Genomic DNA, 26,454 nt, shown 5'->3' with positions numbered 1-26,454 from the left:
ACAGGAACCGCACGACAAACAACGACGGCGGCCGTCCCGAAAGGTGGGACGGCCGCCGTCGTGCGTTAATCCCCCCGGCTTAGGCGCTGAGGGCCACCACCAGGACCGGCGCGCTGGTAGGGGCGCGCGATCCGCCGGCCGGCTCGACCGTTATGGCCACCGACGAGGCCGACGACAGGCCCTTCACCACGGCCGGCTTGGACAGGGTCTGGGCGTCCATGGTGCCTTGGGGAACCGGCGCTGAGCCGTCCTTGGGCAGCGTCCACAGCTGGTAGACCTTGCCTTCCGGGGCGGGTGCAACGCCGTCCATCAGGACCACGAACGAATCCTTGGCCGAGGATGCGGAAATCGTGGCAGTACCGCCGCCGGGAACGGACGCTGACTGCTTCTGCACGTCCTGGGCCTGGAGCACCTGGTTGACGGGATCGTTCTGCTCCGCGACGTAGGCACCCACGCCAATGCCACCAAGGGCAATGACGGCTGCCGCTGCGGCGCCGATGATCCAGCGGCGCGCGCCGGACTGCCGACGCTCTTCGCGTTTGGCCCTGGCGGCCGCGAGCTCATCGACGGCGGCAGCCTCCGCCGCCGGCGCGGCCGGATCTGCTGCAGCCGGGGCGGCCGTCTCCTTGGCGATGCGTTCCATGATGTTGTCGAAGAGGCCTGCCGGAGGTTCCTCCTCGGCGGTGAAGCTCACAGCCAATGTCTCGCGCGCCGCGCGCACCCGTTCAAGGAATTCGGCACGTTCCGGGGCGTCCTTGATGTAGTGGTCGATCGCGTCCCGTTCTTCGTCGCTGAGCGCGTCCAAGGCATAGATTTCGGCCAGTTCGAGGATCCGGCCCTCAGCCAGGTCTGTGGCGATGTCGTTGGCAAACATTCTGCGGATAAAGCCTCCACCGGTATTTTCGGTCATGTCAGCCCACCCCCAGGCAGGTCTTCAGGCGCAGCAGTCCATCGCGGATGCGCGACTTGATGGTTGGGACTGCGGCGCCAAGGTGTTCAGCCACTTCACGGTAGGTGAGGCCACCGTAGTAAGCCAGGCGGACGGATTCACGCTGGGTGTCCGTCAGGGTACCAAGGCAGCGGCTCACTGCCTCGGCCTCCAGGTTGGTATCTGCTTCCTCCGCAACGAGGTCCCGGTCCAGGTCCTGGCTCGCGGCACCGTACCTGGCTTCCCGGTCGGTTGCGGCCTGGACTGCCCGGACTCGGTCAATGGCCCGGCGATGTGCGATGGTCATGAGCCAAGCCAAAGGAGTTCCAGCGGCTCGATCAAAGTTTGCTGCGCCTTGCCAGACCTGGATGTAGACCTCCTGGGTGGCATCCTCGCTGAAATCGGGATCAATGAGTACGCGCCTGGCCATGCCAAAGACGCGCCGGGAGGTCAGTGCGTAGAATTCGGCAAACGCCTGCTGGTCTCCTGCTGCCATGAGTTCCAGCAGGCTGGTCAACTGCGTGTTGAGGTCGCTGGCAGTGCCGGTGGCTTCGAAGACCGGGGGGCCGGGGTTGTTGGGGGTGTCCATTACTGTCCAGCATATGTTGTCCCGTTTGAAACCGTCAGCATCGAGGAGCGGCGTCGCCAGCGCGGCGGCATGGCCGCGTGTCGTTGTGGCCCTTGTCTGCAACGCGCTCACGGAGGCTCCCTCCAAGAATGTCCTGTGCGGGGTTGTCCCTGCATAAGTCATTCGGTGCTGCGGCCGCCGTGGATGGGTTACAGTTTGGCGCCGGCGAACCCGTTCTGCCGCCAGGCTTCGAACACTGCGATCGAAGCGGCATTTGCGAGGTTGAGCGAGCGCAGGGATGGCCTCATGGGGAGGCGAACGCGTGCGGTGACGTGCGGATCCTGCTTCAGCCACTGGGGAAGGCCTACAGATTCCGGTCCGAACATCAGCACATCGCCTGCGCGGTATTCGATATCCGTGTAGGACGTCTCGCCGTCGGAGGTGTAGGCGAAGACCCTCTCCGGTTGCAGGGCTTCCCAGGCAGCCTCGATGTCTTTGTGCACTGTCACCACGGCGAGGTCGTGGTAATCAAGGCCGGCCCTGCGAAGCTTGGCGTCGGAGAAATCGAAACCAAGGGGCTCCACCAGGTGCAGCTCGGCGCCCGTGATGGCGGCGAGGCGGATGGCGTTGCCGGTATTGCCCGGGATTTCTGGAGTGTGGAAAAGGATGCGGAACACCGTCCCATCTTAGTCAGCCGCGTGTTGGGCGTCCGACCAGGACCGTGCCGACTAGTGCATGCCCCGAAGAAGCCTGGCCAGCACCGGTACCACCACCGTGTTGGGCGCGGGTCCTGAACTGAGGAATTGCTTGAGGCCCCGGACGAGCCCAGCGCCGTTGACGATTTCAACGGCGCTGCCCGCATTGCCCTTTCCGTACTGGTCGATGACGGGTTCATGCAGGTTGCCGTCCGGTCCGTGCAGGACTACCCAGCCGGTGACGTTCAGTTCCGGGAAGATCTCCTGCATGTGGCGGACAATGTGGGCCAGTTGCGGGGGAGCGACCGAACGGCCGCCATGGCGCAGTGAGTGGCCATCCCAGGCGTACGCGCCTTTGGGCAGCAGCATGGAACCGACCAAGGCCAGCCTGTAGCCGGACAGGACGGCGTGGTCGATGTGGTTGTTGTCCGAGGGCGAGCGCAGGCCGTTGATCAGGCGAGCTGCCGGGATGGCCGGCAGGACCTGGCGGCTGATGAGCTGGACCGTGCGCATTTCGCGTTGGATGCGGGCCTCTGCTCCGAAGATTCCGCGTTTGCGGGGGAGTCCGTGGACTTGCAGGGCCGCTTCCGCCGCGGGGATCAGCGGGACTTCGTTGGGGTCGTCAAAGGCAGGAACGTAGACTGGCGGATCCCCGGCAGTATTGCGTTGCGTATGTGGTCGCTTGACGTTGGTTGTCGCCGAGGATGCCGGCGAAGCAGCTCCGGTGTAGTCACCCGGGCGCGCCTGGGTGCGTCCGGTTGCTCCGCTGGCGTAACGGCGGTCGTATTCGGCCCGGCGCTGGGGGTCGATGAGTGTCTCGTACGCCAGAGTCACGCGCCGGAACATCTCGGCCTCGCCCCCGTGATCGGGGTGTGCTTTCCGGGCAGCCTTGCGGTAGGCCACTTTGATCTCCTTGTCTGTCGCGGTGACGGCGACATGGAGAACCTGATAGTGCGAACTGCTGCCCTCGGCCAAGCACGGGCCCTTCTCTGAGTTGACGGCCGCCCCCATCAGGGCGGTATTGGCAAGTTTATCCAGCCACTATGTGAACGCAGGCACCCGGGGCCGTGGTTCCCGACTGGCATAATTCGGGCTGTGAATCCTCCGAAACATCCACGGGCCCCCCACGCGCAGGGCAAGATTCTGCTGGCCATCAACCCTGCGGCCTCCTTCGGGCGTTCCAGTGGAGTGGGGGACCGGGCCGCCGCGTATTTTCGCGCCGCCGGCCGGGCCGTCGTCGTCCTCGAAGCTGATGACTATGAAGCGCTGGAGGCGCTGGTGCGGGAGGCGCTGTCTGCCGGTCCGGGGATGGATGCGCTGGTGGTGGCCGGTGGCGATGGCATGGTCCATTTGGGGGTGAACGCGCTCGCCGGACTGCAGGTACCGCTTGGCATCATTCCCACTGGCACGGGCAACGACGTGGCGAGGTTGCTGGGTCTTCCATTGAACAGTCCAGCTGAAGCGTGCCAGCGGATTCTCGACGCATTGGTCACCGGCGGGCGGAGGATCGACGTCGGCAGGGTCCGGGCGGACGGGCGTACCACCCACTTCGCAGGGGTACTGTCAGCTGGCTTCGATGCCGCTGTGAACGAGCGCGCCAACTCGTGGCGTTGGCCTCGGGGGAAAAGCCGCTACAACCTGGCGATGCTGCGGGAGCTCGGTTCTTTCAGGCGCACTGAATACACGGTGGTTGCCGACGACGTGCGGTGGAACCAGCGTGCGCTCCTGATTTCGGTCGCAAACGGGCAATCAATCGGCGGTGGCATGCGGATCACCCCGGACGCGTTGCCCGATGACGGGTGGCTGGATCTCTTTGTGGTGAAGCCGTTGTCACGGCTGAAGTTCCTGTCCATCTTCCCCAAGGTCTTCGCGGGCAAGCACACAGGCAGGCCGGAGGTGGAGATCCGCCGTGTCCGCACGGTGCGCTTGGAAGCCGCGGGCGTGGTGGCGTATGCCGATGGTGAACGCGTTGCTCCCTTGCCCGTTGATATCGATCTCCTGCCACTGGCCTTGCGGGTTCTTGCGTAGTTTGTTTCGGCTGGCCGGAGGTTCGGTTGCGTACGGTTAGACTCAGACCCGGCAGGCGGCAGGACAAACAGGGGGAGAAACAGGTGGCGTTCAGTGTTCGACGGCGGCTGGCGGGGGCGGCTGCCTTGGGAACCGTCGGTGTTGTGCTGGCTGCCTGCAGCGTGAATGTTCCCGACCCAACGGCGCCCAAGCCCTCGCCGTCGGAATCAACCCTCGCGACCCCTACCATTACGCCCGGGCATGATGCCGAGGCCGTGGCTGCGAAGGACCTGCCGTTGGCGGCCGGTGGCACCCTGGCTCCCGGTGATCCCGTGACTGTGGCCGGCAAGCTGGAAGAAGTGCCGGGCTGGTCCTTGGTGCACTCCGGCTTGCAGGGCGAGGTCCTGTACAGGAAAACCGACGGATGCACGCTCGCCGCCCGCGTTAGCGTGAACCAAAGTCCACTGGTTGTGGCCGGTGACGATACTGCTTCCACCAAGGCCCTGTTTCACTACCTGAATTCGGCAATCGACGTGGAGACGCTGAAGCCGGCGTCGTTGCCGTGGGGCCAGGATTCGGACAAGCCCAAGCACAGCGTGGAGTTCCTGTCCTTGGAGTCATCCGGGGCTTCGGGCAGCAAGCCGGTGGTGGTGTTTGCCAGGCTGTTCAGTGCCCCTGCGTCCTCGGTCTATATCTCCCTGGCGTGCCCAAGTGACGCTGTCCTGGCAACGGCCCGGGCCGATGTCCAAGCCAAGCTCGCGGTGATTCCGCCGTCCTGAACCCCTTGCCGGGGATTCGGCGTATCACTAAAGCAATGGATCTTGTTTTTAGAGTTATCCTGTGGGCATGAGCGCATCCGGTCTTCCGTGGACCAGAAGAATCGCGGCAGTAGCCTCCTTGGGCGACGACCACCGTCGCCGTCTTTTTGAATACGTCCTTGCGGCTCCGGAACCGGTAGGGCGGGACGAGGCTGCGGCTGCCATGGATCTTCCACGCAGCACTGCATCGTTCCACCTGGAGCGGTTGGCCCGGGAGGGCATCCTGAGGGTTGAATTCAGGAAGGCCGCGCACAAGGCGGGGCCTGGCTCAGGCCGGCCGGCGAAGCTCTACAGCCCCGAAGTCCAGGAAGTGTCCGCCTCCATCCCCGAACGGAACTATGACCTCGCCGGCCATCTCATGGCCGGGGCGATCTCACGCTCCACTGCGGAGGGCATTCCCGTAGGCGCAGCTCTCATTGATGTTGCCCGCGGCAAGGGCCGTGAGTCAGGCAAGCCCGGAGACTTGCCCGGTGCGTTGCGCGACCTTGGATACGAGCCGTCGGCTGATGGCTTGGGAGGGTACCGTCTGCGCAACTGTCCATTCCACCGTTTGTCGCAAGACCATGAGGACGTCGTCTGCACCATGAATGGAGCCTTCCTCTCGGGCGTGGCTTCGGCGTCCGGGCTGTCGGAGGATTGCGTGATACTTGACCCGGGTGCGGGACATTGCTGTGCGCGCATCGGCACTGTGCAGGAGATCACGGAGTCCTGAGCCCCAGGCGTCGGTAGAATGGCAAGGTGCCTGTATACCTTGACCACGCCGCTACGACGCCCCTCTCGGCCGCAGCGCTTGCCGTCATGACGCGCGAGTTGGCGAAGACGGGAAACCCGTCATCCCTGCACGGTGCCGGCCGGCGAGCCAGGCGGGCCGTCGAGGACGCTCGGGAAACCCTGGCCGCCGCCGCAGGCGCCCACCCCTCAGAGGTCATCTTCACTTCGGGTGGAACGGAAGCTGACAACCTCGCCGTCAAGGGACTCTACTGGGCCCGCCGCGACGAAAACCCGCGCCGGACCCGCATACTCTGCTCCGCCGTCGAACATCACGCGGTCATGGACACCGTCGAATGGCTTGAGCGCCATGAAGGCGCGGACGTCACCTGGCTTCCGGTCGACAGTGAAGGTGCGGTCCGGCTTGACGTCGTTGAAGCCGAGATTTCGCGCGATCCCGAATCGATCGCACTGATAACGGTGATGTGGGCCAACAACGAGGTCGGCACCATCCAGCCCGTGGCGGAGATCGTGGAACTGGCCAAGCCACACGGCATCCCGGTCCACTCCGACGCCGTGCAGGCTTTCGGCTCCATACCCGTCGATTTCCGTGCCTCCGGCCTTGCTGCCATGTCCGTATCCGGGCACAAGCTGGGCGGACCCGTGGGCGTGGGCGCGCTCTTCCTCGGCCGGGCGGTCAAGCTGACCCCTGTCCAGCACGGCGGCGGACAGGAACGCGATGTCCGCTCCGGAACGTTGGATACGCCCGCGGTTGCCGCGTTCGCTGCAGCCGCGGAAGCAGTCACTGCGAAGCTGCCCGAGGAACGGGAACGACTGACCGCCCTGCGTGAACAACTCATCAGTGGAGTCCTTGAAACGGTTCCCGATGCAGTGCTGCGCGGCGCCCGCGGGGAGCGGCGGCTTCCCGGCAACGCACACTTCACCTTCGGCGGCTGTGAAGGGGACTCCCTGCTGTTCCTGCTGGACCTGGCCGGCGTCGAATCCTCGACGGGCTCGGCATGCACCGCTGGTGTGCCGCGGCCATCGCACGTCCTGCTGGCCATGGGTATGGATGAGGACACTGCCCGTGGTGCGCAGCGCTTTACTCTGGGGCATACGTCCACCCAAGCTGATGTCGATGCGCTGCTGAAAGCACTTCCCGAGGCCTGTGCCAGAGCGCGGCAGGCCGGTATGGCAGGGCATGAATCCTCCATCCAGACAGCGGCAACTGTTGCCCGGCGGGGTGTCGCGTAACCTGCCTCTATGGCTGGTTGTCGTCTGGCAGCAGTTCTTCCAGGGGTACGCCAGGGTCAGTGAGGCGGCCGACATCCACTGCGACGCGACCGGAAATGAGCGCCTTGATGGGTTTCTGGACACGCCGCTGGTTGATGCTCATTCCAGCAACAACCCTGTCTTGCTGAAGCCAAAAGGCAATAAAGCTGCCCTCCTCCATGGAGCCACGGACCACCGGTGATGCACCCGAAGCCAGCGACGGGTAGCCGGAATACTCCATGCTTACGGTGAACTGGTCCGTGTAGAAGTACGGAACTACATCCAGCACGGCATCCTTCCCCAGCATGGATTTGGCAGCCACTTTCCCGCCATTGAGCGCGTTGGCCCAATGTTCGCTGCGATGGTGCTCGCCGGTATAGGGGTGCAAGGCGTTGGCTGCATCCCCTGCCGCCAATACGTCCGGGGCACTGGTGTGCAGGCCGGCGTCCACCAGGATCCCGTTGCTCAGTTCCAGCCCGGCATCCTCTGCGAGCGCCGTATCCGGGACGACGCCCACGGCGATGATCACGACGTCGGCGGGCAGGGTTTCGCCGGAATCGGTACGGACCGCTGTGGCCCGCCCCTGCCGGCCTTCAATGGCGGCCGCGCTCGCAGGCAGGCGGAAGCTGACGCCCTGTTCTTCATGCACCCGCCGGAAGTAACCGCCAAGCTCGGGTCCTATGGCCGCACTCAGCGGGATGTCTTCGAGGCCGAGCAGGGTCACGTCGTTTCCATAGGTGCGCGCAGCGGCAGCGAGTTCCATGCCGATCCAACCGGATCCGACCATGACCACCTTGCGGCCCCCGTCGGCCAGTAGTGACCTGAGTTTCAGGCTGTCCTGGAAGGTCCGGAAGGTCATGACGCCCTCCAGCTCCGCCCCGGGCAGGGGGATCCTGCGGGGCTGGGCTCCTGGGGCGAGCAGCAGTTTGCTGTACGGAAGCGCCCGGTCATCGGCCAGCCTGACGCTGTGGCTGCCCGGATCAAGTCCGGTGGCCCTGACGTCAAGGAGGAGTTCGACGTCGTTCTCCCTGTACCAGTCCCCAGGGACCACCTCCACGGATTCTTCGTCCGCTTTTCCGAGGAGGAATTCCTTGGAGAGAGGAGGGCGGATGTAGGGGGGCCGCGCTTCAGCGGCGAGGAGGGTAAGCGCCCCATCGTAGCCTTCGGCCCTCAGGGTCTTGGCGGCGGTGGCGCCTGCCAGTCCACCGCCGACGATGACGATTGCTTCGTGTGCCATGTCTGCTCGATTCTAAAACCAATAATCTTGACTTTAGAATTCTCCGGTGGGTCCGTCAAGGGGATTTCCGGTGGACGTGGTATCGCACGCTAGAATGAATGGGCGACCGCGGCCGTCAGAAGCCGTTGAACGCCCAATCCCTTCCTACAGAAAGCCAGCATGCGAGTACTTGCAGCAATGAGCGGCGGAGTGGACTCCGCCGTTGCCGCCGCCCGGGCCCTCGAGGCCGGGCACGACGTCGTGGGGGTCCACCTCGCGTTGTCCCGCATGCCGGGCACCCTGCGCACCGGAAGCCGCGGTTGCTGCACCATCGAGGACTCCCGTGATGCATGGCGTGCCTGCGATGTTCTCGGAATTCCCTACTACGTCTGGGACTTTTCCGAGCGCTTCAAGGAAGACGTCGTCCAGGACTTCATCGACGAATACGCCGCCGGACGCACACCCAACCCCTGCATGCGATGCAACGAGCGCATCAAGTTCGCCGCCTTGCTTGAAAAGGCGATCGCGCTTGGCTTCGACGCCGTCTGCACGGGCCACTACGCCAAGGTAATCGAAGACGCCGACGGCAACCGTGAACTCCACCGCGCTGCCGACTGGGCGAAGGACCAGAGCTACGTCCTGGGCGTGCTGACCCACGAGCAGCTCAAGCACTCCATGTTCCCGCTGGCGGACACCCCTTCCAAGGCCGAGGTCCGCGCAGAGGCCGAGCGGCGTGGCCTGTCAGTGGCGAACAAGCCCGACAGCCACGACATCTGCTTCATTTCCGACGGCGACACCCGCGGCTGGCTGGCCGAAAAGATCGAGATGACCACCGGCGACATCGTCGACGAGACCGGAGCCAAGGTCGGCGAGCACCCGGGTGCCAACGCGTTCACTGTGGGGCAGCGGCGTGGCTTGAAGTTGGGAACCCCTGCCGCCGATGGCAAGCCCCGGTTCGTCCTTGAAATCCGTCCCAAGGAAAACAAGGTTGTTGTGGGTCCGGAAGCCCTCCTGGCGATCGATGAGATCCGCGGCATCAAGGTTTCCTGGGCCGGCCTGCCCATCTCCGAAGTTGCCACGGGTGAAGAATTCGATTGCTACGCCCAGGTCCGTGCCCACGGCGATCCCGTGCCGGCAGTCGCCCGCGTCGAAGCGGTCGAGGACGAGTCCGGCGTGGAACGGGCACAGCTGGTGGTTACTTTGAAGGATCCGTTGCGCGGTGTGGCCCCCGGCCAGACCGTCGTCCTCTACCAGGGCAGCCGGGTTTTGGGACAGGCAACCATCGACGCCGCGCGCTCACTTCAGCGGGTAGCCCTCTAGGAGCCATTGCCTCCGTCATCAGCCACCTCCATACTGGGCTAAGCAGCGCTTCCGCTGCGGTGTGTGGGGTCCGCACTCGGGGTGGCGATGACTGTGGCATTTCCAAAGAAGGGCCCGGGAGATATCAAAGCCGGGCAAATGGTCTCGGTGACGATCCTCGCCGAGGGTCCAATCGGCGCAGGCGGTGGGCCACCCCTAACGGCGCAGGTCCGCATTCCCGTTGAACGGTTGCGGCGCGGTCCTACCGGCCACCGCTATGCGATCCACATCCGGAAATGGCGGGGGACCACTGTCTCGCCTGTAACCCTGACGCAGCAGGGCGATCCCTGGCGGTTGATTTCCGAGCCACCACCTGCCGGCCTGCGCGAACTCCTGGACGACACCCGTTTCCTGGCCCAGCACGTTTACGGCGTGGCCATGAGCACCTTGGACATCTTTGAATCCACGCTCGGCAGGCGCATGCCGTGGAATCCCGAGGGGCGGGTGGTGCTCAAAGCCCGCGACCTCGTGACGGCCACCGATACCGGCTACGAGCGCGGAACCAACATCATCCGCTTCGGTTCGGTGGACCGTATGGGGTACAAGGTTCCCACGGCCTTGTACCGTGACATCGTTGCCCATGAGGTGACCCACGCGATCCTGGATGGATACCGGCCGGCGTGGGCGGACCAGATGGCCACCATGGAACAACTGGCAATGCACGAGGCACTGGCCGACCTCGTGGCCATCCTCTCCGTGTTCTCCTCCAAGGATGTGGTCTACCGCCAACTCGAAGCCGCAGCCGAGGGGTTGGGGCCAGCACAGCCCACCGATGACTCCGTCCTCATGCGCTCCCTCTTCGACTTCGCCCGGGACCTCTTTGCCCGCGGGCCGTTGCGCGAACCGTTCGTCGGGGCAGTGCCCGCAGGATGGCAAGTGTTGCCTGAGCCCCACGCGCGCGGTGCCGTGGTGGTAGGTGCAGTGCTCCGCTCGGTCCAACGCCTATGGTCCGAACGGAACGCCCGTTACGGGGAAGGCCGCAGTTTGCAGCAGCTGGCCGAGTCGGGCTCGATCGTGGCTACCAGGATCCTCAGGATGGTGATCCGCGGACTGTCCTACATGCCGCCGGTGGATGTTTCGTGGCGTGATCTCCTGCGCGGCATCATCGCTGCCGACCTCGACATGGTGCCCGATGACGTCCACGGCTACCGTGAAGCGCTCCAGGAGGAATTTTCCGCCATTGGCATCCGCCGGGTCTCACTGAACAACATCAGCGGCGTGGACTACTACCAAGGACTCCGATATCCCATCCGCCTCTCGGCCCTCGGATCAGACCCCCAGGAAGTGCAGCGCTTCGTCTGGGAGAACCCCCGGCTCCTGGAAGCGGCCCGGTTGGAGCGGCGCACGCCACTGAGCTCAACCCGGGTCCGAACCTCCGAGCGTGTCTCACCGGACGGGTTCATCATTTCCGAGATCGGGGCTTCCTTCATCCAGACTGTCCGGATGAGCCGGAGGGAAGCGTATGTGCGCCTCGGGGTCAAGACCGGGAGGGACTACATCGACGTGCGCGGGGGAGGACTGTTGAGGTTCGACGCCGGTGGCCGCCTGGTCTACGCCGCGCTCAAGCCAGTGATGGACAGGGACCGCCAGGGCCAGCTGTTCGGTTCGGACGAACACCACGAAGCCGAAGAAGCTGCCTCGTCAGGGGTGCGGGACAAGTTCCACGGCACCGGCGATTAGCCGCTGGTTTTCAGGTTCCCCATGCAGCTTTGCGGGCAGTCCTTGACGCCTCCAGCTGCGCTACCTGGTCGAAGCCGCCGGCTTTGAGTCCCTTGCTGACCTGCTTGAGCAAATCGGCGCGGGCCAAGGTTCCATCACTGCGCAGGTTCTTGACCAGGTTGAAGGTGAAAGCCCCGTTGTAGCGGCCATCCATCAGGGCATCGGCCGCGGTTTGGTCGGATCTGCAAGCGGCCATGAGGACGGGCGTCGACAACTTTGCCGTTTTCATCAAATCCCGCAAAGTCCGCGTTTCCAGGTCGTCATGGGCCATGACCGCACGTGGTGTCGGCGCCGGGAGGAAGCGGGGACGGCGCCCGGGAATCAGGTCCAGCGACTTCAAGCCCGTGCCGCTGTGGCAAGTATCAAGCACCACCTCCATCAGGACGCCATCGGGAAGGCGGCCGAAAACTGCGGCAAGTTCGTCGTCGGAAATGACCGTGCCGGCGTCCCAGGCGTCACCTGAACTGTTGATGTCGTAGCACGCGAACGCCTCATCAAGGCTGTCCTCTTCGTCCCCGTTGGTGTCGGGAATCTGCGTGCCGTGGCTTGAGAAGGTGAAGACGAGTTGTTGCACAGTGCCGGCAACAGCTGCGTCCACCAGGGAGTTGAGCTCGGCCAGAACAGCTTTCTTGGTGGCCTTGGCATCCCTCAACACGGTGATCTGCGATGCCGGGAAACCGTAGCTGTCGCCGAGCAAGGCTGCCAGGTCTTCGGCGTCGTTCACGCAGCCTTGGAGCCAGCTGGACTGTGGAAGGTACTTGAATTTATTGATCCCCACACACAGAGCTGCCTTGTCCATGAGCCTGACTTTCGAAGTGTGTTCCAGCGGTTGAGCACCCGGAATACACCATATTCCCGACGCACCTGTCCGGCAATGCTCCGTACTTCCCGGGGGAAGCTACTGGAAAGTAAATTTTGTGTCTCAAATCAGAAATTTGGGGGTTCGGGGGCTTCGAAGTCTGGTTGAATCGAGGCACTAAGAGTGTGCTCCGTCACAAATATCCCACGGCGGAGCACCTAATCCATCGAACAGAAGGTTCACCAGATGGCACTGAACAAGAAGGCCCTGCATGGCGCTATCGCGCTGGCGGGCATCTCCGCACTCGCCTTGACGGCATGTACGGGCCCCTCCGGCGGCGGATCCTCATCCGCCCCGGCTGCCGCAGGCCCCGTTGCCTACGGCACAACGGACAAGGTCACGTCATTGGACCCGGCAGGCTCCTACGACAACGGTTCATTCATGGTGATGAACCAGATCTACTCCTTCCTCCTCAACTCCAAGCCCGGCAGCGCGGAACCGGTACCGGACCTCGCCGAATCGTCGTCCTTTACGGCACCGTCGGAATACACGGTCAAGCTCAAGCCGGGGCTCAAGTGGGCCAACGGCCACACCCTGGATTCCAAGGACGTGAAGTTCTCCTTTGACCGCCAGGTGGCCATTAACGACCCCGCCGGGCCGGCATCCCTGCTGACGAACATCGATAGCGTCAGCGCCCCCGATGCGACCACCGTGGTGTTCAAGCTCAAGAACGCCAACGACCAGACGTTCAGCCAGATCCTCAGCAGCCCTGCCGCCCCGATCGTCGATGACGAGGTCTTCCCGGCAGACAAGATCCTTTCCGATGACGAGATCATCAAGGCGAACGCTTTCTACGGCCAGTACACCATTGACAGCTACAAGAAGAACGAGCTCATCAGCTTTAAGGCTTTCGCCGATTACAAGGGCGTCCTGGGCAAGCCTGCCAACGATGCAGCCACCATCAAGTACTACGCCAGCCCCACCAACCTCAAGCTCGAAATCCAGCAGGGCGCCATCGACGTCGCATTCCGCAGCCTGAGCGCCACGGACATCGATGACCTCCGCAAGGATTCCAAAGTCAAGGTGCTGACCGGTCCCGGTGGCGAGATCCGCTACATCACCTTCAACTTTGACACCATGCCCTTTGGAACCAAGGCCGCGGGCGCGGACCCGGCCAAGGCGCTGGCGGTCCGCCAGGCCGTGGCCAACCTCGTCGATCGCCAGGCGATCGCCGACCAGGTGTACAAGGGCACTTACCTGCCCCTGTACTCCAACGTCCCCAACGGATTCCTCGGAGCCAACGAGTCCTTCAAGGACGCCTACGGTGATGCCGGCAAGCCGAGCGCGGACAAGGCCAAGAAGGTTCTCTCTGATGCCGGAATCACTGACAAGGTTGCCCTGAACCTGCAGTACAACCCGGACCACTACGGCGGATCCTCCGGTGACGAGTACGCCATGATCAAAGAGCAGCTGGAAAAGTCCGGTCTCTTCACGGTCAACCTGCAGTCCACCGAATGGGTTACCTACAGCAAGGCAAGCCGTGCGGACGAGTACCCGGTGTTCCAGTTTGGTTGGTTCCCGGACTTCAGCGATGCCGACAACTACCTCACACCTTTCTTCCCCGAGGGCGGCTTCCTCAAGAACCACTACAACAACCCGACGGTCAACGACCTCATCTCCAAGCAGCTGACCGAAGCCGACAAGACCAAGCGTGAATCGGACATCAAGGACGTCCAGAACGCGCTGGCAAAGGACATCTCCACCTTGCCCCTGCTCCAGGGCGCCCAGGTGGCCGTCGTCGGAAGCGGCGTGAACGGCGTCGACAAGACGCTGGACCCGTCCTTCAAGTTCCGTCTCGGGACAGTGTCCAAGTAACAGATGTCCACGTAACCACGGACTCTGCGATGGGGGAGGCGGGCCACTGATCCAGTGTCCCGCCTCCCTTGCTGACCACCATCGTGGCCGGCGCACATCAGCCAAGCCCGCGCAACCCATGGGCAGGAAATACAGGTAACAATGACAACAGTTATAGAAGTACCCGAGGCTGAGCCCGGGATACTTGCTCCCAAGAGCAAAAGCAAAGGCGGGGGAGGCCTCGGCAGGTACATCGTGATCAGGTTCTTCCTGATCATCCCCACCGTCTTCATCCTGGTCACGCTTGTGTTCTTCCTGATGAGGGTCATCGGCGACCCCATCACGGCGGCACAAGGCGGCCGGCTTCCCCCGGATGTCCTGGCCCAAAGAATCCACGACGCCGGTTATGACCGGCCGGTGCTGGTGCAGTATTTCGAATATCTTGGCCAGCTGATCACCGGTAACTTCGGCACCACCATTACGGACCGACGGCCTGTGACCGAAGTCTTCACCACCTTTGGTGCGGCCACCCTGGAACTGAGCCTCAACGCCGTCGTCGTGGCCCTCATGGTGGGTATCCCGCTGGGCCTCATCGCCGCTTACCGCCGCGACAAAGCTGCGGATGCATCGCTGCGTTTCTTTGCCATCCTTTGCTACGCCACCCCGCCGTTCTTCTCGGGCCTCCTGCTGAAGCTCACCTTCTCCACCTGGCTGGGTTGGCTGCCTGTCGCCGGCCGGGCGTCCACTCGGACTGAACTGGCCATGGGCAGCCTGGCAGCGCCGTCGGGCATCTACTGGCTGGACGCCCTGCGCAGCGGCAACATGACCGCTTTCGGCGACATCGTGTCCCATGCCATCCTTCCCGCAGCGACCCTGGGCCTCCTCACGGCAGGTGTGTTCCTGCGCCTGGTCCGGACCAATGTCATCGGTACCCTCGGCAAGGACTACGTCGAGGCCGGCAGGTCCAGGGGCGTGAGCGAGTTCCGACTCGTTACCAAGCACGCCTACAAGCCGGCACTCATCCCCGTCATCACGGTCATGGGCCTGCAGATCGCGCTGATGCTCGGTGGCGCTGTGCTGACCGAGACAACCTTCGAGTGGAAGGGACTCGGCTACCAGATGGTGCAGTACCTCAACGCCCGCGACTTCGTCGCCGTGCAGGGCATCGTGGTCCTGCTGGCCATCATCGTGGCCGTCACCAACTTCATCGTGGACATCATCGCCGCGCTCATTGACCCCCGAGTGAGGTACTGACCATGAGCACCCCAACACTCACCGCGCCCAAGCAGCCGCTGTTCTTGCGGCTCCCGGTGATCTCACACCTGAGGAAAAGCGTCGGCCTCCAGCGGGGCATGCTGATTGTGGGCGTCGTCCTGAGCGGACTGTTCATTCTTACGAGCATCTTTGCGCCATTGCTGGCACCTTACGGCTATTCCCAGCTCAGCGACGCCTCAGGATCCTTCCCCACACAGGAACCGCCCGGCGGCAAGCATCTGCTCGGCACCACCGTCGGCGGCTACGACGTCCTGTCGCGGGTTATCTGGGGTTCCCAGACCGCGGTGACCGTCATTGTGGTCTCCGTTGCGATGTCTTTGTTCCTCGGCGTGGCCCTGGGCCTGCTCAGCGGGTACTTCGGCGGATGGCTCGACCGGATCCTCGTTGTAGTGGCGGACGCCATCTATGCCTTCCCCACCCTGCTCCTGGCGATTGTTATCTCCATTGTCATCAGCCGCGGACAATCCAGCTTCTGGGGCGGAATTTTCGCCTGTGCGTTCTCCATCACCGTGGTCTTCGTGCCGCAATACTTCCGGGTGATCCGCGCTGAGACCATCCGGCTCAAGGCGGAGCCGTTCGTTGAATCGGCCAAGGTGCTTGGCGCATCCAGCATGCGCATCATTGCCCGCCACATTTTCAAGAACGCGACCCGGACCCTGCCGCTCATGTTCACCCTCAATGCCTCTGAAGCGATCCTCACGCTGGCAGGCCTGGGCTTCCTGGGCTTCGGCATCGAGCCCACCTCTGCCGCGGAATGGGGTTTCGACCTCAACAAAGCGCTGGCAGACACGTCCTCGGGTATCTGGTGGACCGGCGTCTTCCCCGGTATCGCGATAGTACTCACGGTCCTGGGTCTCACGCTGGTAGGCGAGAGCATCAATGACCTTAACGACCCCCGGATCCGCGGACGCAAGCGTGCAGGCGGAGCCGCTGGCACTCCGGCATCACCAGGAACGCCGGCCGCACCGGCAGAGGCAGGTAAGCCATGACCACCAACCTTGGACATGTTTCGGACCAGGCCCCCACAGGGCAGCCGGTCCTCACCATCGACCGGCTCCAGGTCACCTTCGCCACGGACGGCGGAGATGTCCACGCCGTCAAGGACGTGAGCCTGGAGGTGAACCCCGGCGAGGTAGTTGCAATCGTGGGGGAGTCCGGTTCCGGCAAGACGGTCACGGCAAAGACCATACTCGGCTTGCTCCCGGAAACAGCCATCAGCTCCGGTGCCGTGGTGATCAAGGGAAACAACGTGATCAGCGTCAGTAAGTCAATGCTGCGCTCCATTCGCGGCCGTGACGTCGCCATGGTCTTCCAGGAACCGTCCACCGCATTGAACCCCGTTTTCACCGTTGGCTGGCAGATTGCCGAAGGCATCAGGGCCCACGCCAGCGATGGTCGTCGGATTTCCGCCAAGGAAGCAAAACAGCGGGCCACCGAAGCTCTTCGCAAAGTGGGCATCCCCGACCCCGAAACCCGGGTCAACTACTACCCGCATCAGTTCTCCGGTGGCCAGAAACAACGCGTGGTCATTGCTGCCGCGCTCGCCCTGGATCCGGGCCTGATCGTGGCCGACGAGCCCACCACCGCCCTTGACGTCACGGTTCAGGCTGAGATCCTCCAGCTGCTGCGGGAACTCAGGGACAACTACGGCACCTCGATCGTGCTCATCACCCACAACATGGGCGTGGTGGCCGACCTCGCGGACAGGGTGGTGGTGATGTACCAGGGCGACGTGGTGGAAGAAGCCCCTGCCAAGGTCCTCTTCGCCGAACCGCGCCAGGAGTACACACGCAAGCTCCTCGCAGCAGTGCCACACCTGGGCCGCCACTCTGCTTCTGAAGGTGCCCGCGGAAGGTTGCACCAGGACGGCAAAGTGTTGGTGGAAGCCAGGAATCTCACCATCGAATACCCGGGCCGTTTCGGCAGCCACGGATTCAAGGCCGTGGACAACGTGAGTTTCACCATTTCGGAGAACGAGGTCTTTGGCCTGGTTGGGGAATCGGGCTCTGGCAAGTCCACCATCGGACGGGCCATTGCCGGCTTGAACCGTACGACCGGGGGAAGCCTCAAGGTCCTGGGCTACGAGATGCTCGACTTCAAGGAACGCTCTTTCCGGCCCTTGCGCAAGGAGATCGGCTTCGTCTTCCAGGATCCGGCAGCGTCCTTCAACCCGCATCTGACCATCGGGGAATGCGTCGCCGAGCCGCTCATTATCCACACCAAGCCGAGCGCGGCTGAGGCGAGGAAGAAGGTCGGCGAGCTGCTCGAATCAGTCCAGTTGCCGGCGTCGTATGCGCAGCGGTACCCGCACGAGCTCTCCGGCGGACAGCGTCAGCGGGCCTCCCTCGCACGGTCCCTGGCGTTGAACCCCCGGCTGCTCATCGCCGACGAGCCGACATCGGCGCTGGATGTATCGGTGCAGGCGAAAGTCCTGGACCTGTTCAAAGACATCCAGGAACAGTTCGGCTTCGCGGCCCTGTTCATCAGCCACGACCTCGCGGTGGTGGACATGTTGTCCCACTGGGTAGGTGTCCTCTACAAGGGGCATTTGGTGGAGCAAGGGATCGGCAATCAGGTGATGGGCTCGCCGCAGCACGATTACACCAAGCGGCTGATTGCCTCCTTGCCGGTTCCGGACCCGGAAGAACAAGCACGACGGCGGGAAGCGCACCGTTCGCTGTTGGGCAGCTGAGTCACAAGCCGCAACCAGGAAGGCACGTTCCCGCACGGGGACGTGCCTTCCTGGTTGCGCGGAACGCTACTCGGAGACGATGGCGATGTTGAACATCTTTCCCTGCGGCTGCTGCATGAAAATCCGCAGCCACAGCGGCAGCCACATCTCCATGGCCCGGGCGGCATCCAGGCCGCCGATGTCCCTGATGTGTTCCGGTTCCCACCCGAATTCCTGCAACAGAGCCGAAACGGTGGACCTGGCCCCGGCGTCGTTGCCTGCCATGAAGATGTCGTGCGGAGCCGGGAGCCGCCCCGGATCCACCATCACCGGCGCGGTCACCGTATTCAGCGACTTCACCACCCGGACCTCCGGGTAGGTCCGTTGGATGGTCTCGGCGATGCTGTCCGTATTGCAGACTGTCAAGGTTGGGGGAAAGCCGCTTGAGCCGTCCAGCGGGTTGGAGACATCCAAAAGGACCTTGCCGTTGAGGTTTTCTTCGCCGGCCTCGGCAAGGACGGCAAGGCTGACCGTTCCCGGTGTTGCATTGATGATCAGGCTGGCTCCCGAACACGCCTCTGCGAAGGACCCGGCATGGCCGAGGGGACCTGCCGCATCAGCCCAGTGGCTTGCCTTCGGGTTGCCGGACTCCCGGGAACCCATGGTCACTTCATGGCCCAGTGAAACCAGCTTGCCCGCCAAGGCATGGCCCACCATTCCTGTGCCCAGAACCGCGATTTTCATGAAAGCTCCTTTGCCGGGACTGCAATGATGCTGCCATTGTGCACCGCTTCATTCGCGGAAAACACTGCGCCCCACCCAATAGACTGGGATGCATGACCGAGCAGAACAACGCCTTTCCCCATGATGCCGATTCCTTCAACCCGGCCGCCAGCTCCCTGGCCGGCCACGTTGACCGCACAGTCATGGATGAGCTGTTGTCCATCCGGTCCAGCATCGACAACATTGATGCGACCCTCGTGTTCCTCCTCGCGGAACGTTTCAAGGCCACCCAGAAAGTGGGAGTGCTCAAGGCGACCCACAAACTGCCGGCCGGGGACCCCGGTCGCGAGGCGGCGCAGATTGCCCGGCTTCGCCGCCTTGCGGAGGATGCCAACTTGGACCCGGCCTTCGCCGAGAAATTCCTGAACTTCATCATCAGTGAAGTGATCCGCCACCACGAGGCAATTGCCGAGGATCACCAGATTTCCAGCCAGCAGGCCTGATCCATGTCTTCAGTGACTGAGCTGCGCGCAAGTGCGACTACGTTGGGGCCATGGCCCGGCACTGATCCCGCCGAAGCCATCCGGACGATCCGGGGCGAGCTGGGGGATCCCCACCTTCCTTTCCTCCCGGAGCTGCCGGCCCGCGGGGTGGGGTCGGACGCCGCCGGCCGGACGGGCTCGCTGCTGGTGGACCTGGACATCGATGTCCAGCCTTATGGCTGGCGCCTCGTTGACAGGCCGGGCAAGGATTCGCGCCGTGCCGCTTCGGCATTGGCAACAGACATCAACATATTGGCCGACGTGGCCGGGGCCGAAGATGTGTCTGCGACTGAGCTCAAGCTGAGGCTGATGGGACCGTTGTCCCTGGCCGCGAGCCTTCACCTGCACAACGGTGAACGTGCGCTCCTTGACCATGGCGCAAGACGGGACATCGCGGAGTCTTTGGCCGCGGGCGTGGGGGAACACCTGCGCAAAGTCTCAGCCGCCGTGCCCGGTGCGCGGATAGTGGTGCAAGTGGACGAGCCGGATATCGCTGCGGTGATGGCGGGAACCATTCCGACGGCGAGCGGCTACCGGACGCTTCGATCCATCCGCGGCGAGGAAGTCACTGGAGCCTGGCGGCAGGTGATCGACGCCCTGAAAGCCTCGGGCGCCGTCGAAACCGTCATCTCCGTGCCTGAAATCGAAGCTCCGATCGATCGTATCCTCGCCGCTGGTGCCGACGGCGTCGCGGTTCCGCTCAGGGCGCTGACCACGCGTCAATGGGAGCAGTTGGCCGGTGCCGTGGAAAGCGGCAAGAGGCTGTGGGTCGGTGCGTTGCCTACCGGGGACCCGGGGGCAACGCTTCCCAGGACCGCTGCGATAGTGGAAAGCATCTGGAAGCCCTGGCGCCAGCTCGGCCTTCAGGCGTCTGGCCTCTCGGGGCTCCGGGTCACCCCGTCCACCGGTCTTGAGGACTTCACTCCTGCCGCTGCGAAGTCCGTGCTGACCAAGCTGACCCACGTCGCCGACGGCCTGGACCAGATGGCGCAGGGCTAGCAAAGGCGGAGCGCTAGATCCGCTGTTCCCAACGGTCCGGTTTGGCATAGCGCGGAAGGGCCGTGCCCGGTGCGGCTCCCGGCAAGTACGGAGCGAGCCGGTAGTCGAATCTTCCGGCGTACACCAGTACCAGCCCGATCTGCGGCTGTATCACCTTCACCTGGATGCGGTGCTTGCCCTCGGCCTCGTCCCACCATTGTTCGGCATAGGCCTTGGCATCCAGTGCTGCTGGCAGTGGGATGCGCAGTGGGCCAAGGAACAAGCGGCTCGCTTGCGAAACACCGCGAAGCCGGCCCTCGGCAGTGACGCTGACATCGAGGTCCGTGACCAGGCGGCGGTAGCGGCCAACATGGTCCACCAGCCGCGCCCGCCCGCCATGGTCCTGCCGCGACGGCAAGATGGCGCTGGTGGTGTCATGGAACAGCCGTGTGCCGGTGGGGAAATAGATCTCTCGCCTGGCCGTCAGTGCCGGGCGGCCGAAGGGATCGATGTGGGCGTGGTTTTCAATCCGGAAGGGGATTCCCTCGCCGTATTCCGGAAAGAAGGCCTCTTCGCTCCCTGTGAGGGCGAGCAGCGGCCGCAGCCATTTCTGGCGGCAACCCACTACATCGAACACGCCCTGGCCAATTCCGTAGACCCCGGAACCGGCCGCCAGGGAAAAGTAGTCCTGGAGCTCCGGCGCCAGCTTACCGAAGTCTTCGCGGAGAGCCATCTGGTAGATAGGGATATTCATGGACATCCTTTCCGAGGTGGGAATCAGAGGCGGCCGGCAGCTTTTAGCCGGATGTAGGTATCAGCCAGCAGGGGTGGAACGTCCAGCGGCTCGGCGTCCACCACTTCGGCTCCCAGCTGCCGGAGCTGGGCAGTGACTGCGGCACGCTCAAGAAGTGCGCGCTCTGCCGCGGCAGCCCGGAAGACCTGGCTGGCAGTGGTCCGTTCGGCCTTCATCGCCGCAAGCAGGGGATCGCGGACCGAAACCACAATCACCACGTGCTGGCGGGACAGTTGCGCCACTGTGGGGAGCAGGCCCTCTTCGGGGGCGCCGCCGTCGAGCGCCGTCAACAGCACCACCAGCGAGCGGTGGGCTGAGACGGCCCGGACCTGGCCGGGGATCTGCTGCCAATCCAGTTCTATGAGCTCCGCTTCCAGGGGAGCCACGGCCTGGACAAGTTGGCCCAGCAAGTTGCCTTTCGACGCCGACTCCACCCGGGCACGCAGCCTCCGGTCGTAGGCGAGGAAGTCGACCCGGTCTCCGCCGCGCTCTGCCAGCACCGCCAGCAGCAACGCTGCCTCGATTCCGGTATCGAGCCGCGGTTCGTCATCGACCCGGGCGGCCGCTGTACGGGACGTATCAAGCACGACGACGACGCGACGGTCGCGTTCCGGGCGCCAGGTCCGGACCACCACGGAGGTGCGGCGGGCCGTCGCGCGCCAATCGATGGACCGGACGTCATCGCCGCGGACGTAGTCGCGCAATGAGTCGAACTCGGTGCCGGCACCCCGGATCTGCACCGCAGCCTTGCCATCCAGTTCCCTGAGCTTCCGGAGCTTGGAGGGAAGATGGCGTTTTGAATGGAAGGGAGGCAGGACCCGCACGTGCCCGGGGAGCGGCCGTGTCCGCTGCCTGGCCGCCAATCCAAAGGGACCCAGGGACCGGATGGTGATGTGCGGGCTGTGCAGGTCGCCCCGCCTCCTGGGTATCAGCGTCACAGTCATCCGACGGCGCTCGCCGGAGGGCACTGTCAACCGCTGAACAGCATTGGTGGCTCCGGCCGATGGCTGCCATGCATCCCTGATTATGGCCCTCAGTTTCCGCCCGGTGGCATTGTTCACCGCTACTACGGACTCCGCGGTGCCCGACAAAGTGACATTTCCCGGTTGCCGGCGCTCGAGGCGGACCTTGGCGGGGGACGCCGCCAGCACAAGATCGAGGACCAGCGCAAGCAGCAGGACCCCACACACCAGCAGGACAGTCAGCCAGGCCGGAAACACCACCAGTGGCACCAACCCGGCAAGGGCAAGGGCTACAAAGCGACCCGTGATGGCCATTCAGGCTCCCCGGATCGGGCAAGCAGAAATCATCGCGGCACCGGAACCGAGGCGAGGATGCTACCGAGGACATCGTCTACGTGAATGCCGTCCATCTGGGCTTCAGGCCGCAAGCCCACCCTGTGCCGGAGACAGGGAAGTGACAATGCCTTGACGTCGTCAGGGGTCACGAAGGTCCTGCCGGACAGCCAGGCCCACGCCTTGGCCGTGTTGAGCAGCGCCGTGGCACCACGGGGGGAAACACCAAGCTGGAAGGACGGTGCGGACCGCGTCGCACGGACAATGTCGACGATGTACGACAACAGCTCCGGAGCCACGGCAACCTGCGCCACAGCCGCTTGCGCCGTCGAGAGGTCCGAGGCTCCCGCCACAGGCCGGACACCAGCCGCGGCCAGGTCCCGGGGATCGAATCCGTTGGCGTGGCGCCGGATAACCTCGATCTCCTCCGAACGTCCAGGAAGGGGCATGGTCAGTTTGAGGAGGAACCGGTCAAGCTGTGCCTCGGGCAGGGGATAGGTGCCTTCGTACTCCACCGGGTTCTGCGTCGCTGCCACGATGAAGGGAACCGGCAGCGGACGCGAAACACCGTCTACGGAAACCTGCCGCTCTTCCATGGCTTCCAGCAGCGAGGCCTGGGTCTTCGGAGGTGTCCGGTTGATCTCGTCAGCCAGCATGATGTTGGTGAAGACCGGGCCTTCGCGGAACGTGAATTCGGATGAGTGGGAGTCATAGACCAGGGACCCGGTGACGTCGCCGGGCATCAGGTCCGGAGTGAACTGCACCCGCTTGGTGTCCAGGCTCAGGGCAGTGGACAAGGCCCTCACAAGGAGCGTTTTGGCCACACCCGGGACGCCTTCCAGGAGGACATGCCCGCCGCAGAGCAGGGCGATCAGCATCCCCGTCACTGTAGGATCCTGTCCAACCACGGCCTTGCCCACTTCGGCGCGGACGTTCAGGAGCGACTGGCGTGCCGGGTCCTCGACGCGCCGCGCTCCACCCGTGTACTGGCTGTTGCTGTCCGTGTAGCTGTTCGGCTGGCTGCTCATCGGTTCTTCGCCTCCTCTTCCATTCGTTCAAGTTCTTGTGCCCATTGCACCAGTTGCCCTTCGGTCCCCGGCATGAAGTCGACCAGGACGGAGTGGACTTCAGGTCCTGGCCGTTCCAGACGGCGGGCGGCAGCGTCCACCACCGCGTCCGTGGTGGCGTCCGCTCCGAGGTTGAAGTGCCGGGCCAGGCGGCTCAGGGTACCTGCCCTCAGGTTCCCGGCTGCACGGTTGATGGCCCGTGCGTCCTGGTACAGGCGGGCCCTTCCCTCGGCAGTCTCTGCCGCTTTGACCACTACCGGGAGGGGCTCGAACACCAAAGGTCCCATGCGGCGGCCGCGCCAGAGGATCGCCAGCAGCGTCACTGCGCCCAACCACGGCCCGGCGTAGGCCAACCATGCGGGGGCAAGTTCGCTGAGCGTTGGAGCCTTGTCCGTTGCGGCGACGTCCTTGACCCCGGGCAGGTACCAGAGCAGCTCCGGGTTGTTCCCGAGGGTGCGCAGGGCCAAAGCGGCGTTGCCTTGAAGGGCCAGGTGCTCGTTGTCCAGGATGTCCGTGCTCCCGAGGACGATGACCCGGCCGTCCGCCGAGGCCGCATACAAACCTGTTCCCTCGGTGGGCCCGGAGTAACACACCTTGGGTCCGGAAAATACGGATCCCTGAGCGGAGACGGGTCCCGCCGCCGTCGCATCCTCCACGGAGCAGCCAGGCTCGACGACGGTCTGGTCTCCCGGAATCACACCGCCGGGCTTGAAAGCGGGTCCGAGTCCGTTGAGGGTCTTGAGCCGGGGCTTGACCACCACCACACGGTCGGCGGCGGCAGCGAGTTCCTCCACCCGGGCGCGGTCGAGGTACCCGCGGGGATCGTAGAGCAGGATCGTGGCCCGGTCCTTGTCCGAGGCCACCGACATGGTCTGGTCAAAGGAATCCGTGGTGGTCACGTTCACTCCATGACGTCCCAGGATCTCCGCAGCAGCCATGGCTCCGTCCGGGGCCGGGTTCCGCGCGGATAAGGTCCGGGGATCCGCGGTTCCGGACATATTGGTTACGGCAAGATAGGTCACCAAAGCCACCAGCACGGCTCCGAGGGCCAGCCACGTGCGGTGCTTCCGGATCCAGCTGGAGAGACCCGGCCCGGTGGATCCCCCGGCTTGATCCGACTCCACGGGAGGGGCCTCGTTGGCAACCATCGTCATCGCGGTACCGCGAATCCTGAGTCGACGGACCCCGCGAAGTCAGGCTTCATCGTCAGCAGTTCGGCATCGAGGTCCCGTAGGAACCCGTAGTCTCCCCGCGTCGCACTTTGCTCCCCGTAACGCACGGCGTCGAAGAGGCTCGCCGCAGCGTCCAGCCGCTGTTGCGCCGCGCCGAACGCCTGACCCAGCTGGGCAGATACTTCGTCGGCGGTCCTGCCGGCGCGCACATCGATGATGTCGCGCTCTTCAGCCGACCGGACCACCGCGCGGAAGTGGTCGACGACGGCGGCCGCCCAGTCGCCGTCGTCGGCAGCTGCTGACGCGCGCGTCCGGTAGTCGTCGGCATTCATGGTGCGGTCGGCGCCGTAGATGTCCTCCTGCCGCGATGCCCGGCGTGCGTTCAGGCGGGGCCGGACCACCACAACGGCCACGACGATGAGTGCAACGGCCAAGATGACTATCAGGGGCAGGGCAAAGTTGGTGTCGGCACTTGTACCGTCTCCCTCCAGCGAGGACAACCAGTCAAGGAAATCCCGCCACAGCTGCTCCAGCCATCCGGGCGTGGCGTCAGGATATTGGGGTTTCGAGAGTTCCTCGATGGCCCATCGCCTGGCCTCCTCACGGTCCGGAGTCACAGGCGGTTCCATGGAAAGCAGGGGAACGATGACCTCGGCGGAGATTGCCGTCATGCCGGCGGCCAGGCTGCCGTGCCCGGCTGGACGAAAGGGCCACCCGGTACGCCGTCAGGGTTGGCACCGGTTTCCGCCATCCGCATCAGTTCGACGTCCAGTCCCTCGCGGCGCATGCGCAGGTCCATGTAGATCAGTGCGGAGACCGAAGACTGGAAGGCGAACGTCACAGAGCCCACCAGCGCTTGAATTGCCGTGGAAACGACAGTGCTGACCATCAGCAGGGACGCGGTGCTTTGTTCGTCAGGGTGGGGGGACACGGTCCCGCCAATGAAACCGATGGCCAGGGAGGCTGGAATCTGCACAATCTGGGCAATGATCCCCAGCATGATTGCCACGACGAGGGTGATGCCGAAGATCCTCCACCAGTTGTTCCGGGTCAGCCGCCATGAACGCAGCAAGCCATCGTAGATGCCCGTGTGCTCGACCACGATGACTGCGGGTGCGAGCATGAGTTTGAGGCCGATCCACACAAAAACAACCACCGAGCCAAGACCCAGGGGAAGCACGATCAGCACGGCACCAGGTCCCATGGCCGTAATCAACAACACGGCAATGCCCACTACGGCGGCCACGGCCAGCAACCCGCCCACGGTGAGCAGTCCTGCAACGCCCAGCAGCGGCAGGATCCGTTTCCCTGCCAGCTTCCACATCTGCGCGAAACCGGTCCGCCGGTTCAGGACCGAACGCGCCACCGGGACCGCCAACACGCCCTGAAGCACCGATCCCAGGAGGCCGATCAGGACGGAGGCGCCCATTGCTCCCGCGGCCAGCGCAATGAAGGGACCCATAGCCTGGTCGAATTCCGCCCTGGAATCAACGGACTCAAACGTAACCGTCATCTGGAACATCAGGAACGTGATGACGCCGATGATCACCGCACCCAGCGCCTGCACAATCAAGGCAGAGCCAAACATCGAGGCAGCGTTGCGGCGGATGGTCTGGAAGGAGCCGTCCAGGATTTCGCCGAACTGCAACGGCCGCAACGGGATAACCCCGGGCTTGGGAGGAGCAATGTACTGGGGCTGGCCATAGGGGGCACCCGGGGGCCAGCCTGGGGCACCTGCCGGCCAGCCGGGGGCAGGCGGGTTTTGCGGGCCGGGCCCGTACCCCGGCGGAGGAGGCCACGCGGATGCTCCGCCCCACTGCGGCTGGTTTCCCCATGCCGGTGGGTTGTTCTGCGGCTGGTTTCCCCACGCCGGTGGGCCGCCGGGTGGCCGATTGTGGCCGTGCTCAGGCTGTGACACGTTTCCTCCCCTTGAGGTCCTGTCCGCCGACATTCGACGTCCCCCATGCGGACCTCCGCACCCAGCCTATAGTCCCG

The 26,454-nt window shown here is 64.2% G+C and carries 25 protein-coding genes; 12 read left to right on the top strand and 13 right to left on the bottom strand.

Going from position 1 to position 26,454, the window contains the following annotated elements:
- Window positions 1–79 precede the first annotated feature (79 nt).
- From N5P29_RS13790 to N5P29_RS13775, 4 genes are all read right to left on the bottom strand, one after another.
- On the bottom strand, window positions 80–910 hold the full coding sequence (locus tag N5P29_RS13790; RefSeq protein ID WP_262275455.1) for an anti-sigma factor: 831 nt from the start codon (window positions 908–910) through the stop codon (window positions 80–82).
- A 1-nt stretch (window position 911) separates the two neighbouring features.
- Window positions 912–1,517, bottom strand: a complete 606-nt coding sequence (gene sigK / locus N5P29_RS13785; RefSeq protein WP_262278589.1) for an ECF RNA polymerase sigma factor SigK — start codon at window positions 1,515–1,517, stop codon at window positions 912–914.
- A gap of 188 nt (window positions 1,518–1,705) precedes the next feature.
- Entirely contained in the window at window positions 1,706–2,173 is a 468-nt protein-coding gene (locus N5P29_RS13780) for a tRNA (cytidine(34)-2'-O)-methyltransferase (protein ID WP_262275454.1), read from the bottom strand.
- 51 nt (window positions 2,174–2,224) lie between these two features.
- On the bottom strand, window positions 2,225–3,166 hold the full coding sequence (locus N5P29_RS13775) for a J domain-containing protein (RefSeq protein WP_262275453.1): 942 nt from the start codon (window positions 3,164–3,166) through the stop codon (window positions 2,225–2,227).
- Window positions 3,167–3,286: 120 nt separating this feature from the next.
- Here N5P29_RS13775 and N5P29_RS13770 point away from each other — a divergent pair, with 120 nt between their 5' ends.
- The 4 genes from N5P29_RS13770 to N5P29_RS13755 all read left to right on the top strand — a co-directional run bounded on the left by N5P29_RS13770 (window position 3,287) and on the right by N5P29_RS13755 (window position 6,978).
- Window positions 3,287–4,219: a diacylglycerol/lipid kinase family protein gene (locus N5P29_RS13770; protein ID WP_262275452.1), complete on the top strand. Its 933-nt coding sequence runs from the start codon at window positions 3,287–3,289 to the stop codon at window positions 4,217–4,219.
- A gap of 83 nt (window positions 4,220–4,302) precedes the next feature.
- Complete coding sequence (locus N5P29_RS13765; RefSeq protein WP_262275451.1) at window positions 4,303–4,977, top strand: hypothetical protein; 675 nt, start codon at window positions 4,303–4,305, stop codon at window positions 4,975–4,977.
- A 67-nt stretch (window positions 4,978–5,044) separates the two neighbouring features.
- On the top strand, window positions 5,045–5,728 hold the full coding sequence (locus N5P29_RS13760; protein WP_262275450.1) for a helix-turn-helix transcriptional regulator: 684 nt from the start codon (window positions 5,045–5,047) through the stop codon (window positions 5,726–5,728).
- Window positions 5,729–5,754: 26 nt separating this feature from the next.
- Window positions 5,755–6,978 carry a cysteine desulfurase family protein gene (locus tag N5P29_RS13755; protein ID WP_262275449.1) on the top strand — a complete coding sequence of 408 codons (1,224 nt, stop codon included), beginning with the start codon at window positions 5,755–5,757 and terminating at the stop codon, window positions 6,976–6,978.
- A 7-nt stretch (window positions 6,979–6,985) separates the two neighbouring features.
- Here N5P29_RS13755 and N5P29_RS13750 read toward each other — a convergent pair whose 3' ends face one another.
- Window positions 6,986–8,233, bottom strand: a complete 1,248-nt coding sequence (locus N5P29_RS13750) for an NAD(P)/FAD-dependent oxidoreductase (RefSeq protein WP_262275448.1) — start codon at window positions 8,231–8,233, stop codon at window positions 6,986–6,988.
- A 177-nt stretch (window positions 8,234–8,410) separates the two neighbouring features.
- Here N5P29_RS13750 and mnmA point away from each other — a divergent pair, with 177 nt between their 5' ends.
- Together mnmA and N5P29_RS13740 are read left to right on the top strand one after the other, a co-directional pair.
- Window positions 8,411–9,532 (top strand): tRNA 2-thiouridine(34) synthase MnmA, encoded by a 1,122-nt coding sequence (mnmA, locus tag N5P29_RS13745; protein ID WP_262278588.1) that lies wholly within the window; start codon window positions 8,411–8,413, stop codon window positions 9,530–9,532.
- A 93-nt stretch (window positions 9,533–9,625) separates the two neighbouring features.
- Window positions 9,626–11,251 (top strand): gluzincin family metallopeptidase, encoded by a 1,626-nt coding sequence (locus N5P29_RS13740; RefSeq protein WP_262275447.1) that lies wholly within the window; start codon window positions 9,626–9,628, stop codon window positions 11,249–11,251.
- Window positions 11,252–11,261: 10 nt separating this feature from the next.
- Here N5P29_RS13740 and N5P29_RS13735 read toward each other — a convergent pair whose 3' ends face one another.
- The gene (locus N5P29_RS13735) at window positions 11,262–12,089 is read right to left on the bottom strand and encodes a caspase family protein (protein WP_262275446.1); all 828 of its coding nucleotides are present in this window, start codon (window positions 12,087–12,089) and stop codon (window positions 11,262–11,264) included.
- Between the two features lie 246 nt (window positions 12,090–12,335).
- On the opposite strand from N5P29_RS13735, the gene N5P29_RS13730 reads away from it, so the two are divergent.
- The 4 genes from N5P29_RS13730 (at window position 12,336) to N5P29_RS13715 (ending at window position 17,910) form a co-directional block, all read left to right on the top strand.
- Window positions 12,336–13,964, top strand: a complete 1,629-nt coding sequence (locus N5P29_RS13730; protein WP_262275445.1) for an ABC transporter substrate-binding protein — start codon at window positions 12,336–12,338, stop codon at window positions 13,962–13,964.
- Window positions 13,965–14,105: 141 nt separating this feature from the next.
- On the top strand, window positions 14,106–15,197 hold the full coding sequence (locus N5P29_RS13725) for an ABC transporter permease (protein WP_144659774.1): 1,092 nt from the start codon (window positions 14,106–14,108) through the stop codon (window positions 15,195–15,197).
- Between the two features lie 2 nt (window positions 15,198–15,199).
- Window positions 15,200–16,207 carry an ABC transporter permease gene (locus tag N5P29_RS13720; RefSeq protein WP_262275444.1) on the top strand — a complete coding sequence of 336 codons (1,008 nt, stop codon included), beginning with the start codon at window positions 15,200–15,202 and terminating at the stop codon, window positions 16,205–16,207.
- Window positions 16,204–17,910, top strand: a complete 1,707-nt coding sequence (locus N5P29_RS13715; RefSeq protein ID WP_262275443.1) for an ABC transporter ATP-binding protein — start codon at window positions 16,204–16,206, stop codon at window positions 17,908–17,910. Before N5P29_RS13720 ends, N5P29_RS13715 begins: the two co-directional genes overlap by 4 nt.
- A 66-nt stretch (window positions 17,911–17,976) precedes the next feature.
- On the opposite strand, the gene N5P29_RS13710 is transcribed toward N5P29_RS13715, so the two are convergent.
- The gene (locus tag N5P29_RS13710; protein ID WP_262275442.1) at window positions 17,977–18,633 is read right to left on the bottom strand and encodes an NADPH-dependent F420 reductase; all 657 of its coding nucleotides are present in this window, start codon (window positions 18,631–18,633) and stop codon (window positions 17,977–17,979) included.
- Window positions 18,634–18,725: 92 nt separating this feature from the next.
- On the opposite strand from N5P29_RS13710, the gene N5P29_RS13705 reads away from it, so the two are divergent.
- Entirely contained in the window at window positions 18,726–19,115 is a 390-nt protein-coding gene (locus N5P29_RS13705; protein ID WP_262275441.1) for a chorismate mutase, read from the top strand.
- A 3-nt stretch (window positions 19,116–19,118) separates the two neighbouring features.
- The gene (locus N5P29_RS13700) at window positions 19,119–20,153 is read left to right on the top strand and encodes a uroporphyrinogen decarboxylase/cobalamine-independent methonine synthase family protein (protein ID WP_262275440.1); all 1,035 of its coding nucleotides are present in this window, start codon (window positions 19,119–19,121) and stop codon (window positions 20,151–20,153) included.
- Window positions 20,154–20,166: 13 nt separating this feature from the next.
- Here N5P29_RS13700 and N5P29_RS13695 read toward each other — a convergent pair whose 3' ends face one another.
- From N5P29_RS13695 to N5P29_RS13670, 6 genes are read right to left on the bottom strand one after another with little or no spacing between them, the layout of a single operon-like run.
- Window positions 20,167–20,886 (bottom strand): DUF4166 domain-containing protein, encoded by a 720-nt coding sequence (locus N5P29_RS13695; RefSeq protein ID WP_262275439.1) that lies wholly within the window; start codon window positions 20,884–20,886, stop codon window positions 20,167–20,169.
- A 23-nt stretch (window positions 20,887–20,909) separates the two neighbouring features.
- On the bottom strand, window positions 20,910–22,202 hold the full coding sequence (locus N5P29_RS13690; protein WP_262275438.1) for a DUF58 domain-containing protein: 1,293 nt from the start codon (window positions 22,200–22,202) through the stop codon (window positions 20,910–20,912).
- A gap of 29 nt (window positions 22,203–22,231) precedes the next feature.
- On the bottom strand, window positions 22,232–23,248 hold the full coding sequence (locus N5P29_RS13685) for an AAA family ATPase (protein ID WP_262275437.1): 1,017 nt from the start codon (window positions 23,246–23,248) through the stop codon (window positions 22,232–22,234).
- Window positions 23,245–24,441, bottom strand: a complete 1,197-nt coding sequence (locus N5P29_RS13680) for a DUF4350 domain-containing protein (RefSeq protein ID WP_262275436.1) — start codon at window positions 24,439–24,441, stop codon at window positions 23,245–23,247. Before N5P29_RS13680 ends, N5P29_RS13685 begins: the two co-directional genes overlap by 4 nt.
- On the bottom strand, window positions 24,438–25,130 hold the full coding sequence (locus tag N5P29_RS13675) for a DUF4129 domain-containing protein (protein ID WP_262275435.1): 693 nt from the start codon (window positions 25,128–25,130) through the stop codon (window positions 24,438–24,440). The genes N5P29_RS13680 and N5P29_RS13675 overlap by 4 nt, the downstream gene beginning before the upstream one ends.
- Window positions 25,127–26,377: a DUF7847 domain-containing protein gene (locus tag N5P29_RS13670; protein WP_262275434.1), complete on the bottom strand. Its 1,251-nt coding sequence runs from the start codon at window positions 26,375–26,377 to the stop codon at window positions 25,127–25,129. The genes N5P29_RS13675 and N5P29_RS13670 overlap by 4 nt, the downstream gene beginning before the upstream one ends.
- Between the last annotated feature and the right edge of the window lie 77 nt (window positions 26,378–26,454).

It is taken from the genome of Paenarthrobacter sp. JL.01a, from assembly GCF_025452095.1.
Taxonomy (GTDB): Bacteria; Actinomycetota; Actinomycetes; order Actinomycetales; family Micrococcaceae; genus Arthrobacter.
The sequence above is the reverse complement of the archived record's forward strand: the minus strand, read 5'-3'. Positions and strand labels throughout refer to the sequence as shown.